The sequence below is a fragment of the Amycolatopsis sp. lyj-346 genome (assembly GCF_046548975.1).
Lineage (GTDB): Bacteria > Actinomycetota > Actinomycetes > Mycobacteriales > Pseudonocardiaceae > Amycolatopsis.
Genome location: NZ_JAJPWT010000013.1, coordinates 168,589 through 184,480, shown reverse-complemented (window position 1 = coordinate 184,480; position 15,892 = coordinate 168,589). Strand labels below are relative to the sequence as shown.

Below are 15,892 nucleotides of genomic sequence, written 5' to 3'. Positions count from 1 at the left end.
CCAACACAGCGCGACGAGCACCGCAGATGGATGCTCCGCGTCCGCAACGCAACCGGATCCACGTCGACATCGCCGTACCGCACGACCAGGCCGAGGCACGGGTCGCGGCGGCCATCGCCGCCGGCGGGGCGCCTCGTGAGCGACCGGAACGCCCCCGACCCTCGCCGACGCCGAAGGCAACGAAGTCGACATAGCCACCTGGATGAGCCGCGAATAGACCGGAGCGTCAGCCACCGGTCCAGCTCACCCGTGCCGCAGCGACATCCGCTGCACGCGTGGCAACGGTCGGAGGCGTGCTGTCGGCGCCCGATCGACCTTCGGTCAGCGTGGCGGCCGGCCCGCAGGACGGTCACTTGCCTGTGCAGCAGCTGAAATGGCACTGACCGTGGCTTGCGGCGGCGAACAGCCGCGCCCGCCGCCGGTGTCACGGGCGTGGTTCGAGCTGGAGCGGTTGTGCGGTGGTGCCGCGGAAGCGGGTCAGCCGCAGGCTGTTGGAGACGACGAGGCAGCTGGACGCGGCCATGGCGGCGCCCGCGATCATCGGGTTGAGCAGGCCGGCGGCCGCCAGCGGCAACGCGGCCACGTTGTAGGCCAGCGCCCAGAACAGGTTGGCCTTGATCGTCGACAAGGTCCGGCGGGAGAGCCGGATCGCGTCGACGGCGGCCATCAGGTCCCCGCGGACCAGGGTGAGGTCCGCGGCTTCGATGGCCGCGTCGGTGCCGGTGCCGATGGCCAGGCCGAGATCGGCGGTGGCGAGGGCGGCGGCATCGTTGACGCCGTCCCCGATCATCGCGACCACCCGGCCTTGCGCCTTCAGATCGGCGATCACCTCGACCTTCTGTTCCGGTGAGACGCCGGCGATCACCTCGGTGATCCCGGCTTCCCGCGCGATCGCCTGGGCGACGGCTTCGTTGTCCCCGGTGAGCAGAACCGGGGTGAGACCGAGCCGGCGCAGCTGGAACACGGCGGGTGCCGAGGTCGGCTTGACGGTGTCGGCGACCACGAGGACGGCGTGGGCGTACCCGTCCCAGGCGAGGAGCACCGCGGTGTTGCCGGCCCGTTCGGCCTGCTGCTTGACCTTGAGGAGGGTCGGCGGGACCGCGACCGAGAGCCGGTGCAGGAGTTCGGGGCGGCCGACGACGACGCGGTGGCCGTCGACCCGGCCGAGCACGCCGTACCCGGCGACGGCCCGGAATTCGCGGACCTGCCCGACTTCGCCGAACCGGCGGACCGCCGCGTCGGTGACCGCGGCGGCGATCGGGTGTTCGGACGCACTCTCCAGAGCGCCCGCCAGCTGCAGCGCCAGGCCGGCCGGGACGCCGTCGACGGTCTTGACCCCGGCGAGGGTCATTTTCCCGGTGGTCACGGTGCCGGTCTTGTCGAGCACGACGGTGTCGACGCGCCGCGTCGACTCGAGCATCTCCGGTCCCTTGACCAGCACGCCGAGCTGGGCGCCGCGGCCGGTGCCGACGAGCAGGGCGGTGGGCGTGGCCAGGCCGAGCGCGCACGGGCAGGCGATGATCAGCACGGCCACCGCGGCGGTGAACGCCACCCCGGTCCCGGCCCCGGTGACGAGCCAGAACAGCAGGGTCGCCAGCGAAAGGCCGATCACGATGGGCACGAACACGGCGGACACCCGGTCGGCGAGCCGCTGGACGTCGGCCTTGCCGCTCTGGGCGCGTTCGACCATGGCGGCGATGCGGGCGAGCCGCGTCTCGGCGCCGACGCGGGCCGCCCGCACGACGAGCCGTCCGCTCATGCTGACGGTCGCGCCGACGACCTCGGCGCCGGCGGCGACCTCGACCGGGACGGCTTCCCCGGTGACCAGGCTGAGGTCGACCGCGGAAGTGCCGTCGACGACCACGCCGTCGGTGGCGATCTTCTCGCCCGGCCGGACCACGAACTCCTCGCCGACCCGCAGCCGCTCGATCGGGACGCGCTCTTCGCGGCCGTCGCGCAGGACGGCGACGGACTTGGCGCCGAGGTCGAGCAGTGCCCGCAACGCCGCGCCGGCGCGGCGGCGGGACCGGGACTCGAAGTACCGGCCGGCCAGGATGAAGAGCGTGACGCCGGTGGCGACCTCGAAGTAGATGCCGTCGACGTCGTGGTCGGCGTAGAGGGTGAGCTCGAATTCGTGCCGGACGCCGATGACGCCGGCCCCGCCGAGGAACAGGGCGTAGAGCGACCAGAGGTAGGCCGCGGCCACGCCCATCGAAACCAGGGTGTCCATGGTTGCGGTGGCGTGGCGGAGGTTGGTCCAGGCAGCGCGGTGCAGCGGCCACGCACCCCAAGCCACCACCGGGGTGGCCAGGGCGAGGGAGACCCACTGCCAGGCGGGGAACTGCAGCACCGGCACCATCGCCAGCAGGATCACCGGTGCCCCGAGCAGCGCCGACAGCTGCAGGCGGCGGCGCAGGGCATCGGCCGGCGGCGACGCGGAAACGCTTTCTTCGGGCTCGAGCGGGGCGGGTGGCGCGGCGGTGTAGCCGGCCGCCTCGATGGCGCCGATGACGTCGTCGACGGTCATCGTCGCCGGCACGTGCACCAGCGCCTTCTCCGTCGCGTAGTTGACGCTGGCCTCGACCCCGTCGAGCCGGTTGAGCTTGCGCTCGATGCGGGCCGCGCACGACCCGCAGGTCATGCCGCCGATCGCCAGCTCGATCCCCGGACCGGCCGGCGCGGCTACCGCATCCCGGCCGTCGAGCCGGCCGGGATCGACGGCCCGGATCGGGGCGGTGACGGGGTCGGGCCGGCGAAGCTGCCGACCAGCCACGCCAGGCCGAACACCAGTCCCAGCACCGCCGCGAACGCGGTGACCCTGCGTGGAGCCGGCATGACGACCTCCGGTGGTCATCGGACGAGCTGGTAGCCGGCGACCCGGATCGCCTGCTCGACCCGGCCGAATTCGAGGGCGGTCTCGCTGGTGACCAGGACGTTGCCGGTGCCGAGGTCGACCTCGACCTGGCGGACGCCGGGCAGCTCGCCGAGCTCCTCGCGGACCGAACTGGCGCAGTGCCCGCAGGTCATCCCGGTCACCGCGTAGGTCGTCTGGGTCATCGTCGTCCACCTTCCCGGCCTGGGGCCGTGTCGTGCCGAAGCAGTGGCCTTGCGGTGACAAGGTCGGCTGCGCGGCCCGGCTGGTTCCCGCCGGCTTTCCAAGATCGTTTTCAACCGGATCGGCGTGAGCGACGTAGTAGCGAGTGTGAGCCCCGAACGCGCGGACGATGCCGAGATCACCCGATGGGCGCTGCTCGCCGGCCGCGGTGATCGCGCTGCCCTCGAGCGGTTCCTCCGTGCCACCCAGCCCCACGTCTGGCGGTTCGTCGCCGGGCTCAGCGACCCGCAGTCCGCGGACGACCTGAGCCAGGAGACCTACCTGCGGGCGCTGCGCAGCCTGCCGAAGTTCAAGGGCGACTCGTCGGCCCGGACCTGGTTGCTGTCGATCGCCCGGCGCACGGTCGCCGACCACATCCGTGCCCTGCAGGTCCGCCCGCGACGGGCCTCGGTGACCGACTGGGAAGCCGCGGCCGAACGGGCCGAGCCCGCCGGTGCGGAGCGGATCGACGAGCAGGTCGTCCTCGACCAGCTGGTCCGCGCCCTCGAACCGGACCGGCGCGACGCGTTCGTGCTCACCCAGACGCTCGGACTGTCCTATGTGGATGCCGCGCAGGTCTGCGGCTGTCCGGTCGGCACGATCCGCTCCCGGGTCTCCCGCGCGCGGGAGGACCTCCTGACGGCGATGGCCGGTGCCCGGCCCGGGTATCCGGCCGTCGGCTGACCATCCGGCCCCGTCGATGTCCGGTGTGGACCATTTCGGATCGCGTTGCCGCGCTGATCGCGGGCGCGGCGACGCGTGAGCGCACGGTGCCGGCCGGGCAGACGGCACCGTAACCCACACCGCCGGGAACCCGGCCCGGCAACCGCGCGACTATGTAGGGGTGAACTGCTCCGACTTCCGTGAAGCGCTCTCGGCGAGGATCGACGGTGAAACGGGTCCGCTGCCGGATCCGGTCGTCGATCGGCACCTGACCGGCTGCCCGGACTGCCAGGCCTGGCAGGACCACGTGGTTCGGCTCCGGCGCCTGATGATGGTGCGCGAAGCACCCGCGGTGCCGGACCTGACCGAGCGCATCCTCACCGAGGTCCCGGCACCGCCGTCGGGGCAGCGCCGGGGACTGCGGATCGCCCTCGCGCTGGTCGCGCTCGTCCAGTGCGGGCTCGGGCTCGCCGAGCTGCTGGGCACCGGCTTGGGCCACGCCGGGCACGGCGGCATGGTGACCGTGGCCGTGCACCTGGGCAACGAGAGCGCGGCCTGGAACCTCGCGGTCGGGCTCGGCCTGCTGTGGGCGGCGGTGCGGCCCGCGACCGCCGCCGGGCTGCTGCCGGCGCTGACCGGCTTCGTCGTGGTCCTCGGCGTGACGTCGGGCATCGACCTCGCCGACGGCCGGGTGACCGTGGCCCGGGTGCTCTCGCACGGGCTGGTCGTGGCCGGGGTCGGGCTGCTGTACGCCGTCCGGCGCCGGCACCGCCGGACACCCGTGCCGAGTACGGGCGCACGCGGAGAAACCACCACCCACGACGACGTCCAGCTGCCCGGCCCGGCCCCGGTCCGAGGCGAACGCGGCCGGCGGCGCCGGTTCCCGCACCTCCCGGCGAGCCGCCGCGCAGCCTGATCCACCACGGCAACCGGGTCAGCGCCCGGGATCGGCTTCCTCGCCGACGGCGGGATCGATACTGGCGAAGCCGCGCAGTCGCAGGCTGTTGGAGACGACCAGCACGGAGGACAGCGACATCGCTGCACCCGCGATGAGCGGCACGCCGACCAGCCGTAGCCGGCGAACACCCCGAGCGAAACCAGACTGTCCATACTGGACGATCCGTGCCGCAGGTTGCGCCACGCCGTCCGGTGGAACGGCGCCGCCGCCCAGAACACGACCGGTGTCGCCAGCACGAGACACAGCAGCTCCCAGGACGGGAACCGCAGCGACAGCGCGTGACCGCGGCCGAGAACACGCACGCCCGTCCCCCGGCCCTGCACGCGGGCCGCCGTCACCATTTCGAGGGACGCGGGAACCAGCCCGGACCCGCGTCCGACTACTGGGCCGGTGGCAGTGACCGAAGTGCCCTCACGAGCCGAGGAGAACAACCATGACCGCGAACCCCTCCTTGCGTCACGTCGCGACGTTCTGCGGGCAGTGCAACTGCGGCTGTCCCGAGCTGTACGTGGCCGAGGACGCTCCGGCGGAGCGCCGGATCGTCATCACCGACGACTTCGGTCAGAAGATCGAAATGAGCGTCGAGCAGCTGGAAGTCCTGGTCGCCGACATCAAGACCGGCGTGCTCGACCAGCTCCTCACGACGGCCTGAGCTCACAGCATCGCCAGCAGCATCAGGGTGGTGCCGAGGCCCATCAGGCCGTCGGCACCCCACCCGGTCGTCCGCACGGACGGCCGGGCGACGCGCGCGCCGTCGATCGCCCTGGCCAGGAACGCGATCCCGGCCAGGCAGAACACCGCCGCGAGCACCAGTGCGACGATCAGCACGTCGACCGGCGCGCTGCCGGCCGTCGACGTCATGGCCGCGGAACCGCCGTGGTGCCCGGACACGTCCGTCGTCCCCGAGCCGCCCACCATGGCTCGGGGCATGGCGAACACCATCCACGCCATCGCGGCCATCATCACGGCGTGGTAGCCGGACTGCCACCGGCCCTCGTGCCCGTCGTGCACCGCGCCACCCCGCACCGCGACGACGGCGAACCACCCCGCGGCGAGTCCGAACAGCACCAGCTGCGGCACCCGGGCGACGCTCATCGTCGCCGGCCAGGCCATGGCGGCCATCGCCGCGCACATCACCGCGTGCAGCACGTCGGCGATCCGGCTGGTCACCGGTCCCCGCCGGACACAGCGGTAGAGGCAGAACGCGCCGGCCGCCGCGAACACGGCCGTGAGGATCCAGCGCAACCCGGTCGCCTCGATCACGCCTGGACCTCCTGCCGACGGACGCCGACGATCAGGTCCACGACCAGGAAGGCCAGCAGAGACAACCCGAACACCGGCAGGTAGTAGCCCACCACGGCCGTGACCACCAGGACCGGAGCGAGCACCCGGCCGGGAACCCGCCGCCACGCTCCACGCGCGGGTGGCCGTCCGACACGGCCTTCGCCGCGGGTCGGCCGGCGCAGCCACCACATCCGGTAGCCCCAGACGATCACGCACACCAGCGCGACCGCCAGCGCGGTGAGCACGATCTGGTTGGCGAGGCCGAACAACAGGCCCATGTGCGCGTCGATGCCCCACCGGCTCAGCTTCGCCGCCAGGGAGTAGTCGGCGAACCGGAGCGTGTCGGTGATCTGCGCCGTGGCCGGGTCGACGGCCATCGAGTCCGCCTTCGTCGGCCAGCTCCGGCCGACCTGCGCCACCACGTAGGCCTTGCCGGGCTCGGCGGGCGGGCGGATCTCCACCGGGCCCGGCAGACCGGCCTGCAACGTCGCCGCCCGGACCGCGTCGAGCCCGACGTCGCCCTGAGGTGCCGCGGCCGGCAACGCGGACGACACCGACGGCGTCGTCCAGTCCAGCTCCGCCCGCAGCTCACCGACGCTCGCGCCCGCGTGCTCGGACCACGTGAGCCCGGTCGCGGACAGGAACAGCAGTCCCGCCGCGATCACCAGGCCGGTCGTGCGATGCCACGACAGCAGCCGGCCACGCGCACTGCGCGACGCTTGCCGCTTCCGGCCGCCGATCCACAGCGCGATCCCGGCCAGCACGACCACCCACAACCAGCTCGCCGCGAGTTCGCTGTACAAGCGGCCGAAATCGCCGAGCTGCAGGTTGCCGTGCAGGGTGTCGATCCACCCGCGCACCGGCATCGCCTGGCTCGAGCCGTAGGTCTCCAGCTGTCCGCGGATCTCGCCGGTGTGCGGATCGACGAACACGGTGTGGTGGTAGCTGGGTTCGAGGCCGGGCCGGTCGAAGATGACCTGGGTCGTGTCGGTCGGCGCCGGCCCCGGGCGGACGCCCGTGACGGTTCCGTCCGGGACCGCGGCCTTCGCGATCGCGGTCTGCTGGTCCAGCGAGACGAAGCCCGGCGCGGCCGGGACGTGCAGTTCGCGGTCGTGGGCCGCCTGCTCGAGCTGCGGGGTCCAGACGTAGGCCAGCCCGGTCACGGCGGCGACGAGGAGGAAGGGGCCGACGAACACCCCGGCGTAGAAATGCAGGCGTACCAACAACGGGCGCACCGCGGCCCAGGTGACCCGGGGCTGCGCCGGCGCCTCGGCCGGGTGCTCTTCGCTCTGGTCGACGGACATCGAGCTCCTTTCGCCTGCCTCGCCAGCAACAGTCGGGCACCGGCCACCTCCAGTTCCCGGCAACTGCGGTGACGCAGCTCACCCGGCGCGACCCGCGGTCGCCTTCCGGTACGGCGCCATGCCCGGCTCCACGTGACGGAGTGCCGGCGAACGTGATCTTCCGCCGATCAGCGGATCGGATCACTCGGCGGTGATGTGCCCGCGGAGCTGTTCGAGGGTCCTGGCCAGCAGCCGGGAAATCTGCATCTGGGACACCCCGATCCGTTCGGCGATCTGGCTTTGGGAGAGGTCGTCGAAGAACCGCATCTTGATGATGGCCCGCTCGCGGGGCGGCACCTTGGCCATCGCGGCCTGCAGCGCGATGCGGTTGTCGAAACTGGCGAACCCGGAGTCGTCGACGACGAGCCGGTCGGCGATCGTGGCCGTGCCTTCGGCGCCGCGGGCGGGGGCGTCGATCGAGGTCGCGCGGTAGGCCTGTGCGGCGAGCAGCCCCTCGCGGACGAGTTCGACGTCCATGTCCAGGTGGGTGGCGAGTTCGCTCGGAGTGGGCGCGCGCCCGAGATCGTGGGCCAGGGTGTCGCCGGCCTGCCCGAGCTTCAGCTTCAGCTCCTTCAAGGCGCGGGGCACCCGCATCGACCAGCCGGTGTCGCGGAAGTAGCGGCGAACTTCGCCCATGATGGTCGGCACGGCGAACGAGAGGAAGTCGGCACCCCGCTCGGGATCGTAGCGGTCCACGGCGTGGATCAGGCCGGTCCGCGCGATCTGCAGCAGGTCGTCGAAGGGCTCGCCGCGGCCGCTGAAGCGCCGCGCGATGTTTTCGGCCAGCGGCAGGTGCTCGGTGATCAGCTGCCGTCGGAGTTCACTGCGCCGGAAGTCCTCATCGGCCAGCCGGCTCTGTTCGGCGAACAGCGGGAGGCAGTGGGCGTAGTCGTTCGACCGGTGCGGGGACGGGACAGCAGACGTCTCGGCGGACGGGTTTCGGTCGGGCGCTCTGACAGCCATGCGGCGTTGGTACCCAACTTCTGCCGAAACCACACGATCGGCTGGTCTCGCGCCGAGGATTACGGCTCCGGAGGGTGCCGAGAACACGTTTACCGAGATCGACAGCGGACTCGCCGAGGGGTCGGTGACCGCTGGTACCACGGATTATCAATCGGGTGATCACCGCGTCGACAAGGGCGCGATTCGGGACGCGTGAATGGCATCATGGACGCGCTCAGCGCCGAGCGCCCGGTCTCCCATGGACACACCGAGAGGCTACCGCCGAGTGATCAAGATTTGCCAGGGCCGTGACGGAAACGGCGCGAAACGCATCATCTTCAGCTTGCCTGCCGACGAACCGCCCGGCCGGGTCAGCGTGGTGGGCTCGTTCAACAACTGGACTCCCGGCCGGCATCACCTCCATCCCCGCACGACCGGACGCCGCTCCGCCACCGTCGAGGTCGCCGCCGGAGTCGCCGTCCGGTTCCGCTACCTCGGCGAGAACGGCCACTGGTTCGACGACCCCGACAACCCGGACGCGCTCGACCGCGTCAACGACACACCGGCGTAGACGCCGGCGCCAGGTCGAGCAGTGCTGTGGCGAGGAGCCGGGGCCCGCTAATCCTGGATCCTCCGGTTCATGACGACCTTGTAGTCCTGGTCGTAGTCCGCGTCGAGTACTTGTCCCACGGCGAAATCCCACCCGACCGCGCGAACACCTCCCGCAGGTGAGGAGTGCCGAGCACGTTGCCTTCCCGGACGGGGAACGCGTCCCTGACAGCTGATTTGGTCAACCGCCCATCAGGGGTGAACGGCGAGTACCGGGAGTTCTGCCGGAGGTTACGGGCACTGATTCCAGCCGGGATCGTGTTCCCGAAGAGGTCCTTGCCCTCGGCGAGGAATTCTTTCTCTTGTTTTTTGTAGCGTTCATTCCGGGCTTCCAGCTGCTGGCTCTGTTGGCGGGCGGCGGGCCGGCCTTCCCCGACACGAGCCGGAGGACTGCGGTGCCGGCCCGCAGATCGGCGACCTGCACGGCGAGCACCCCGTCCACCGGCCGGGCTTCTCCGGTTCACCACTGCTGCAGCGGGACCCGCTGCCGTTTTCGTAGAGGGTCGTGACACAACCGGGTGTCAGGTTGCCGGTGCCGCCGCCGTCGGTGGCGAAGCCGATCCCCTCCGCGGTCACTGCCGAGATGGAGATCCGGCGCAGGCCGCCTTGGCCGGTCAGCGGAATGTCCACCGGGCCGCTCACGAGTACTTCGCACGTTCCGTCGGCACAGGCGGCGTAGTCGCTGCGTCCCGTCGCCGCACCCGGTCAGGACAAGGGAAAGCACGGCGAGAGCGGTGCGGTTTCGGCGCATGCACCATTGGTAGCAGCCGTTCCCCCGGTAGCAGCGGGGCCTGTCCGGTTCCTGCCGCCCACCCGGCGGCCCCTGCCCCGGCAGCTTCGCCTCATGCCGTCCGGCGTTTGAACAGGCGGCCCGTCGCCGCGACCGACAGCGCGAGGAGGCCGGCGCACCACGCAAGCGCGACCCATGCGCTGGTGCCGACCGGGGTGCCGAGCAGGAAGCCGCGCAGTGCCTCGATCAGCGGCGTGAACGGCTGGTTGTCCGCGAACCCGTGGATCCACGCCGGCATCGTTTCCACCGGCACGAACGCGCTGCTCGGGTACGGCAGGAACATCACGAAGAACGTGAACCCGCTCGCCGCCTCCGGGGTCTTCGCCAGCAGGCCGACCGCCGCGGACGCCCACGACAACGCCAGGATCGCGGCCACCAGCAGACCGGCGGCCGCCAGCCAGTCCACGAAGGACGCCGATGGCCGGAAGCCGATCAGGAACGCGACCCCGAGCACCAGCACGGTCGACACCAGGTTGCGCACGGTGCTCGCGGCGACGTGCCCGCCGAGCACGGACGCGCCACGCACGTCCATCGACCGGAACCGGTCCATGATCCCGTTGGTCATGTCGTTCGTGACGGCCACCGCGGTGAGCGAGGCTCCGAACGACGCGCACAGCATGATCACGCCGGGCACGACATACGTCACGTACGCGGTGCCGGTCTGGATCGCGCCACCGAACAGGTAGACGAACAGCAGCATCAGCATGATCGGCAGGGCGAGCGACGTGATCAGCGCGTCACCGTTGCGGATCGTCAACGTGGTCGCGCGGCGGACCATCACGCCGAGGTCGCCCAGCGGCGACGCGGGACGAGCGGCGAAGGAAGTATCAGACACCGGCTCGCTCCTTGTCGTGGGTGGTGGTCGCGTGCCCGGTCAACGCCAGGAACACGTCGTCGAGGGTCGCGGAGTGCACGGCGAACCGCGTCACCGCGGTACGAGCCGGATCGAGCGTGTCGAGCAGCGCGCGGATGTGGCCGGCGGTGCCGTCGGTGGCGACCGACAGCGAGAGCCGGGCGGGGTCGCGCAGCACCGCCCGGTCGCGCAGGTGGGCAGCGAGCGCGTCGAACGCGGCCCGGTCGGTGAGCGTCAGGTCGAGCCGGTGGCCCGACACCTGTTGCTTGAGCTGTGTCGTGGTGCCCTCCGCGACGATCCGGCCGCCGTCGACGAGCGCGATCCGGTCGGCCAGTTTGTCGGCCTCCTCCAGGTACTGCGTCGTGAGGAAGACCGTCACGCCGGAGCGGGCGAGGTCGGTGATCACCGTCCACATCGCCGCCCGGCTGCGCGGGTCGAGGCCGGTGGTCGGCTCGTCGAGGAAGAGCACCGCCGGCCGCACGATCAGGCTCGCGGCCAGGTCGAGGCGCCTGCGCATACCACCGGAGTAGGTGCCGATGCGGCGCGCACCCGCCTCGCCGAGGTCGAACCGCTCCAGCAGTTCGGCGGCCCGGAGGGTGGCCGAACGCCGGGAAAGGCCGCCCAACCTGCCCATCATCACCAGGTTCTCCGCACCGGTCTGCAGCTCGTCGAGCGCGGTGTCCTGGCCGGTGAGACTGATGCTGCGGCGCACCAGCCCGCGGTCACGCACGACATCGTGGCCCGCGACCCGGGCCGAGCCGGCGTCGGGGCTGGTCAAAGTGGTCAGGATGCGCACGGTCGTGGTCTTGCCGGCGCCGTTCGGGCCGAGGAGCGAGAACACGCTGCCCGGCGGCACGCGCAGGTCGATACCGGTGAGCACCGGCACCGATCCGTAGGACTTCGTGAGGCCGGTAGCCTCGATCGCTGGTTCGCCGGGCATGGTTCCCCCTGGGAGTTCGCGGACGGCGGGCTTATTGCGTACAAGATAAACTCTACTGCGTAAGACGTAAACAGTGAATCAGGGATGTCCCTGAGACGAGGTCGGGATGATGAGCGGCGAAGACACGGAGACCGGGCTCCCGGCGAGCTTCGAGATGGTCTGGGGCGTGCGCGACCGGCCGGCCAAGGGCCCCAAGCGCGGGTTGTCGCTCGAACAGATCGTCGAGGCGGCGATCGACGTCGCCGACGCCGAGGGCATCGGCGGGGTCTCCATGGGCCGGGTCGCGAGAGAGCTCGGCGCCTCGGCCATGTCGCTCTACCGCTACGTCGCCGCCAAGGACGAGCTGCTCGCACTCATGATCGACGGCGCGTTCGGCCGGCTCGACATCGCCCAGCCCACCGAAGGCACCTGGCGCGCGCGGCTCGAGCGGTGGGCCGAGATCGAGCTCGCCGCCTACCGCCGGTTCCCGTGGGTTCTGCGCATCCCGATCACCGGCGCGCCGATCATGCCCAACCAGCTGCGGTTCGTCGAGTGGGGGCTGCAGACGCTCGGCGGCACCGGACTGGCGGAGCAGGACAAGCTGTCGGCCGTCCTGCTCGTCACCAGCTTCACCCGCAGCTTCGCCATGCTCAGCAGCGACATCACGGCGGCGTTCGAGTCGGGAGACCCGACGACGGCGCGCGTCATGCCGCAGTACGGCGAGTTGATCAAGAAGCTGACCACGCGCGCGGAATTCCCCGCGTTGCACGCGGTGGTCGACGCGGGCACGTTCGACGACGACGAGGAGTTCGACGGCCTCGACTACGACTTCCGGTTCGGGCTCGAGCGGGTCCTCGACGGCATCGAAACACTCGTCGATCGCCAGGCGTGACCACGGATGACGGCGATCGGAGCCCCGGCGCGAAGGAGCCGGGGAAGCCCTTGCGGAGGTTGAAGGCCGTCGGCACGATGATGATGCCGATGATCGCCGGAGCCGTCAGCACGCCGATCACCATCCAGACCACGAAAGCCCGTCTCAGGTTGGCCGGCCGGGCCGGTGCGGTGGCGTGGGCGTAGCCGTCGTTGTCGGCGTGAGCGTGGGCGTGGGCGAGACCGCGGTAGTGGTCGCGGGCGGCGCCTGGGCCACCGAGGCACTGCCACACCCGGTCACGCACAGGAAAACCACGGCGAGGGCGGGGAGTTTGCAGCGCATGCACCATGGGTGGCAGCCGGTCCCGGCCGCGACGGCGCCTGTCCGCATCCTGCCGTGCCGCTATCCGTCCTGCGGCACCAACGCTGCGGCGAAGCGCGTCGCGACCGCCGCGACCGCCGCACGCAGCTCGTCTCCGCCCTGGACACGGAAGGCGAACGGCACGGTCGCCAACCACTCCTGCGCGTACATCGCCGGATTGCTGGTGCTGCCGACGAGCACGCATCCGTCCTCCGACGGTTGAAGCCGTCCCATGGGCGGCCGGATCCAGGGCGCCACCTCGGTCAGCGGGGCGTCGAACACGACGCGGGTGGGGAACGCCCATCCCGTGCCCAGGTTCTCCTCCAGCGCCGCGACCGGGTCGAGGTCCTCGGGCGGCTCGAACTCGTGCGCGGTCTGCCCGGCCGCGCGAACCCGGTCGACCCGGTAGGTGCGGATCGCGTTCGAGCGATGGGAATGGCACAGCAAGTACCAGCGCCCGTGGCGAACCACGACCGCCCACGGGTCCACCTCGGCCTCCCACTCGTTGCCGGTCTCGCTGCGGTAGGTGATCAGCACCCGGCGCCTGGCCGCGACGGCGGCGACGAGTGCGCTGGTGGTGGCGGGATCCGGGCGGGCCGAGTGCCGGTCGGGTGCGGCCTTGGCGTGCTCGCGCAGGACGGCTGCCTGCCGGCCGACGTTCTCGGGCAGCGCCTGGACGACCTTGCCGAGGGCAGCGCCGACCGGGTCGTCGGCCTCGGTGGCGGCCGGCTGGCCGTCGAGCACCGCCATGACCAGGCCCAACGCCTCGGCCTGGGTGAACACGATCGGCGGCAGCCTCGTTCCGCGCCGGAGCCGGTACCCGCCGTGCGGGCCCCGGGCCGACTCCACCTGGATGCCTGCCTCCCGGAGGATCCCGACGTAGCGGCGGGCGGCGCGCTCCGTGACACCCAGTTTTTCGGCGAGCTGGCCGGCCGTCGCACCGGGGCGCGCCTGGAGGATCTCCAGGGCGCGCAGTGCCCGGGCGGTGGGGCTGAGATCACTCGGCACCCGGGCAGGCTAGGCGATCGCACCACGAGCCGGAAGCAGATTGTCCGGAATTGGTTCTAGCGTGATACCCCACCGCACGGGAGAAAGAGAGCTGATCATGGACATCCTGCTCATCGCCGGGCTGTGGCTCGACGGATCCGCCTGGGCCGGCGTAGCGGCCGCGCTCCGATCGCGCGGCCATCGCCCCGTGCCGCTGAACCTGCCCGGCCAGGGTGACGGGTCCACCTCCGCCACCCTCGACGACCAGGTGGCGGCCGTGCTCGCCGCCGTGGACGCAGCCTCCGGCAGGCCCGTGGTGGTCGGGCACTCGGCCGCGGCCACCCTGGCCTGGCTGGCCGCGGACGCGCGGCCGGACAAGATCTCCAAGGTGGTCCTCATCGGCGGCTTCCCGGCTGCCGACGGGAGGCCTTACGCCGACTTCTTCGAGCTGCGGGACGGCGTCATGCCGTTCCCCGGCTGGGACCCGTTCGAAGGGCCCGACTCGGTCGACCTCGACGAGCAGGCCAGGCGCGCCTTCGCCGCCGCCGCGATCCCCGTTCCGCAGGGCGTGGCCACCGGCACCGTGCGGCTGACCGACAACCGACGCTTCGACGTGCCGGTCGTGGTCGTGTGCCCCGAGTTCACCCCCGCGCAGGTCAAGGAGTGGATCAGCGCCGGCGACCTCCCCGAACTCGCGCAGGTCGAGCACCTCGACCTCGTCGACATCGACTCCGGCCACTGGCCCACCCACACCAGGCCGGCCGAGCTCGCCCGGCTGCTCGCGGCGGCGGCTGGTCCGGCCTGACCGCACGTTCGACCGGCACGCCCGCCTACCGCGCCGCAAGCGCGACCGCGGCGGGAAGGAAGGCACCGCATCTCACGTTCGGCTGCTGTTGCCGGCCACCCCGCCGTAAACTGCGGGCGTGACTGATTCCCATCGCAGCCAGTTGCAGCTGCTCCAGCTCCCAGGACGGCGTGGGGTGCAGGTCATCGGCGACGTCGACCTGAGCACCCGCGACATCTGGCAGCGTGCTCTGGAGTCGGCGACGGCCAACGCGGCGCCCGCCCTGCTGGAGTTGTCCCGGCTGGCGTTCATCGATGCCCGTGGCACGGCCATGCTGGTCGAGGCCGCACGTCACCGGCCCGGCCCGGCACCGCTCACCCTCAGCCGCCCACCGGCGATCCTGCGCCGGATGCTGACCCTGCTGTACCCGGCAGAGCCGATGAACATCGTGATCGAAGAACTGGAACTGTCATGAGCACGCCCGTCGAGACACGCGGTCACGAGCCGTTCGTCCATCCGGCCCTCTTCTACCGGGACGCCGACGAGTACCTCGCCGGCACCGTCCCGTTCATCCGGTCCGGACTCGCCGCGGGCGAACCGGTCGCCGTGTCGGTCCCCGAAGCCAACCTCGCCCTGCTGCGCGCCGAACTCGGCGCCGACGCCGACCAGGTCACCCTGATGGACATGGGCATCGCCGGACGCAACCCGGGCCGGATCATCCCCGGCGTGCTGCGCGCCTTCGCCGACACCCACCCCGACCGGCACGTCCGCATCATCGGCGAACCCATCTGGCCGAGCCGCAGCGCCCACGAATACCCCGCCTGCGTCCAGCACGAAGCCCTGATCAACCTGGCCTTCACCGGCCGGGACGTCACCATCCTCTGCCCGTACGACACCCAGAACCTGACACCGGCCGTACTGGCCGACGCCGAAGTCACCCACCCGCTGCTCATCGACGACACCGGCCGGCACTCCAGCACCGCGTACGACCCCGAAGCGATCATCGCCGGCTACAACCAGCCGCTGCCCGAACCCGCCGACGCCACCGACCTCGTCGTCGACGCCACCAATCTCGCCCAGGCCCGGCACCTCGCCCGCACCCACGCCCACCAGGCAGGCTTGTCACCGGACCAGGCCGCCGACGTGGAGCTGGTCGTCACCGAGCTGGTCACCAACAGCATCGACCACGGCGGCGGCACCGGCACGCTGCGGATCTGGACAGCCGACGGGCACCTCGTGTGCCAGGTCCGCGACCGCGGCACCTTGACCGACCCGCTGGCCGGCCGGCACCCGATCGCACCGGAGGAACACCGCAACCGCGGCTTGCTGCTGGTCAACCACATGGCCGATCTGGTCCGCCTCCACACCGGCACCGGCGAGACCACCATCCGCGTCCACTTCCGGCAATGACCGCCGGCAAAGGCGCCACGGCGGG

Annotated in this window: 19 protein-coding genes; 10 read left to right on the top strand and 9 right to left on the bottom strand. The window is 71.6% G+C overall.

Annotated features, from left to right (window positions below; genetic code table 11):
• The first annotated feature begins 26 nt into the window (after positions 1–26).
• Positions 27–194 (top strand): VOC family protein, encoded by a 168-nt coding sequence (locus tag ACLJQE_RS32400; RefSeq protein WP_410643326.1) that lies wholly within the window; start codon positions 27–29, stop codon positions 192–194.
• A 230-nt stretch (positions 195–424) separates the two neighbouring features.
• Here ACLJQE_RS32400 and ACLJQE_RS32395 read toward each other — a convergent pair whose 3' ends face one another.
• From ACLJQE_RS32395 to ACLJQE_RS32385, 3 genes are read right to left on the bottom strand one after another with little or no spacing between them, the layout of a single operon-like run.
• On the bottom strand, positions 425–2,662 hold the full coding sequence (locus ACLJQE_RS32395; RefSeq protein WP_410643382.1) for a heavy metal translocating P-type ATPase: 2,238 nt from the start codon (positions 2,660–2,662) through the stop codon (positions 425–427).
• A 20-nt stretch (positions 2,663–2,682) separates the two neighbouring features.
• The gene (locus ACLJQE_RS32390) at positions 2,683–2,835 is read right to left on the bottom strand and encodes a hypothetical protein (RefSeq protein WP_410643383.1); all 153 of its coding nucleotides are present in this window, start codon (positions 2,833–2,835) and stop codon (positions 2,683–2,685) included.
• A 15-nt stretch (positions 2,836–2,850) separates the two neighbouring features.
• Positions 2,851–3,057 carry a heavy-metal-associated domain-containing protein gene (locus tag ACLJQE_RS32385; protein WP_410643325.1) on the bottom strand — a complete coding sequence of 69 codons (207 nt, stop codon included), beginning with the start codon at positions 3,055–3,057 and terminating at the stop codon, positions 2,851–2,853.
• A gap of 124 nt (positions 3,058–3,181) precedes the next feature.
• Between ACLJQE_RS32385 and ACLJQE_RS32380 the strand changes: the two genes are divergently transcribed.
• The 3 genes from ACLJQE_RS32380 to ACLJQE_RS32370 all read left to right on the top strand — a co-directional run bounded on the left by ACLJQE_RS32380 (position 3,182) and on the right by ACLJQE_RS32370 (position 5,367).
• Positions 3,182–3,778 (top strand): sigma-70 family RNA polymerase sigma factor, encoded by a 597-nt coding sequence (locus ACLJQE_RS32380; protein WP_410643324.1) that lies wholly within the window; start codon positions 3,182–3,184, stop codon positions 3,776–3,778.
• A gap of 160 nt (positions 3,779–3,938) precedes the next feature.
• Positions 3,939–4,673 carry a zf-HC2 domain-containing protein gene (locus tag ACLJQE_RS32375; protein WP_410643323.1) on the top strand — a complete coding sequence of 245 codons (735 nt, stop codon included), beginning with the start codon at positions 3,939–3,941 and terminating at the stop codon, positions 4,671–4,673.
• Between the two features lie 475 nt (positions 4,674–5,148).
• Entirely contained in the window at positions 5,149–5,367 is a 219-nt protein-coding gene (locus ACLJQE_RS32370) for a hypothetical protein (RefSeq protein ID WP_410643322.1), read from the top strand.
• A gap of 2 nt (positions 5,368–5,369) precedes the next feature.
• Here the strand turns inward: ACLJQE_RS32370 and ACLJQE_RS32365 are convergent, their stop codons facing one another.
• From ACLJQE_RS32365 to ACLJQE_RS32355, 3 genes are all read right to left on the bottom strand, one after another.
• On the bottom strand, positions 5,370–5,978 hold the full coding sequence (locus ACLJQE_RS32365; RefSeq protein WP_410643321.1) for a DUF5134 domain-containing protein: 609 nt from the start codon (positions 5,976–5,978) through the stop codon (positions 5,370–5,372).
• The gene (locus tag ACLJQE_RS32360; RefSeq protein WP_410643320.1) at positions 5,975–7,303 is read right to left on the bottom strand and encodes a PepSY-associated TM helix domain-containing protein; all 1,329 of its coding nucleotides are present in this window, start codon (positions 7,301–7,303) and stop codon (positions 5,975–5,977) included. The genes ACLJQE_RS32365 and ACLJQE_RS32360 overlap by 4 nt, the downstream gene beginning before the upstream one ends.
• Before the next feature lie 180 nt (positions 7,304–7,483).
• A complete protein-coding gene (locus ACLJQE_RS32355) occupies positions 7,484–8,305 on the bottom strand; it encodes a SigB/SigF/SigG family RNA polymerase sigma factor (protein ID WP_410643319.1) in 822 nt (273 codons plus the stop codon).
• A gap of 322 nt (positions 8,306–8,627) precedes the next feature.
• Between ACLJQE_RS32355 and ACLJQE_RS32350 the strand changes: the two genes are divergently transcribed.
• The gene (locus ACLJQE_RS32350; protein ID WP_410643318.1) at positions 8,628–8,855 is read left to right on the top strand and encodes an isoamylase; all 228 of its coding nucleotides are present in this window, start codon (positions 8,628–8,630) and stop codon (positions 8,853–8,855) included.
• An 880-nt stretch (positions 8,856–9,735) separates the two neighbouring features.
• Here ACLJQE_RS32350 and ACLJQE_RS32345 read toward each other — a convergent pair.
• Positions 9,736–10,518, bottom strand: coding sequence for an ABC transporter permease (locus ACLJQE_RS32345; protein WP_410643317.1), 783 nt, complete (start codon positions 10,516–10,518; stop codon positions 9,736–9,738).
• Complete coding sequence (locus tag ACLJQE_RS32340) at positions 10,511–11,476, bottom strand: ATP-binding cassette domain-containing protein (RefSeq protein WP_410643316.1); 966 nt, start codon at positions 11,474–11,476, stop codon at positions 10,511–10,513. The genes ACLJQE_RS32345 and ACLJQE_RS32340 overlap by 8 nt, the downstream gene beginning before the upstream one ends.
• Before the next feature lie 109 nt (positions 11,477–11,585).
• On the opposite strand from ACLJQE_RS32340, the gene ACLJQE_RS32335 reads away from it, so the two are divergent.
• Positions 11,586–12,347, top strand: coding sequence for a TetR/AcrR family transcriptional regulator (locus ACLJQE_RS32335; protein WP_410643315.1), 762 nt, complete (start codon positions 11,586–11,588; stop codon positions 12,345–12,347).
• On the top strand, positions 12,344–12,532 hold the full coding sequence (locus tag ACLJQE_RS32330; RefSeq protein ID WP_410643314.1) for a hypothetical protein: 189 nt from the start codon (positions 12,344–12,346) through the stop codon (positions 12,530–12,532). The genes ACLJQE_RS32335 and ACLJQE_RS32330 overlap by 4 nt, the downstream gene beginning before the upstream one ends.
• 196 nt (positions 12,533–12,728) lie before the next feature.
• Here the strand turns inward: ACLJQE_RS32330 and ACLJQE_RS32325 are convergent, their stop codons facing one another.
• A complete protein-coding gene (locus ACLJQE_RS32325; RefSeq protein WP_410643313.1) occupies positions 12,729–13,694 on the bottom strand; it encodes a helix-turn-helix transcriptional regulator in 966 nt (321 codons plus the stop codon).
• A 97-nt stretch (positions 13,695–13,791) separates the two neighbouring features.
• Between ACLJQE_RS32325 and ACLJQE_RS32320 the strand changes: the two genes are divergently transcribed.
• The 3 genes from ACLJQE_RS32320 to ACLJQE_RS32310 all read left to right on the top strand — a co-directional run bounded on the left by ACLJQE_RS32320 (position 13,792) and on the right by ACLJQE_RS32310 (position 15,867).
• Positions 13,792–14,478 carry an alpha/beta fold hydrolase gene (locus ACLJQE_RS32320; protein WP_410643312.1) on the top strand — a complete coding sequence of 229 codons (687 nt, stop codon included), beginning with the start codon at positions 13,792–13,794 and terminating at the stop codon, positions 14,476–14,478.
• 118 nt (positions 14,479–14,596) lie between these two features.
• Positions 14,597–14,932 carry an STAS domain-containing protein gene (locus ACLJQE_RS32315; protein WP_410643311.1) on the top strand — a complete coding sequence of 112 codons (336 nt, stop codon included), beginning with the start codon at positions 14,597–14,599 and terminating at the stop codon, positions 14,930–14,932.
• Positions 14,929–15,867, top strand: coding sequence for an anti-sigma factor RsbA family regulatory protein (locus ACLJQE_RS32310; RefSeq protein WP_410643310.1), 939 nt, complete (start codon positions 14,929–14,931; stop codon positions 15,865–15,867). Before ACLJQE_RS32315 ends, ACLJQE_RS32310 begins: the two co-directional genes overlap by 4 nt.
• The last annotated feature ends 25 nt before the right edge of the window (positions 15,868–15,892 follow it).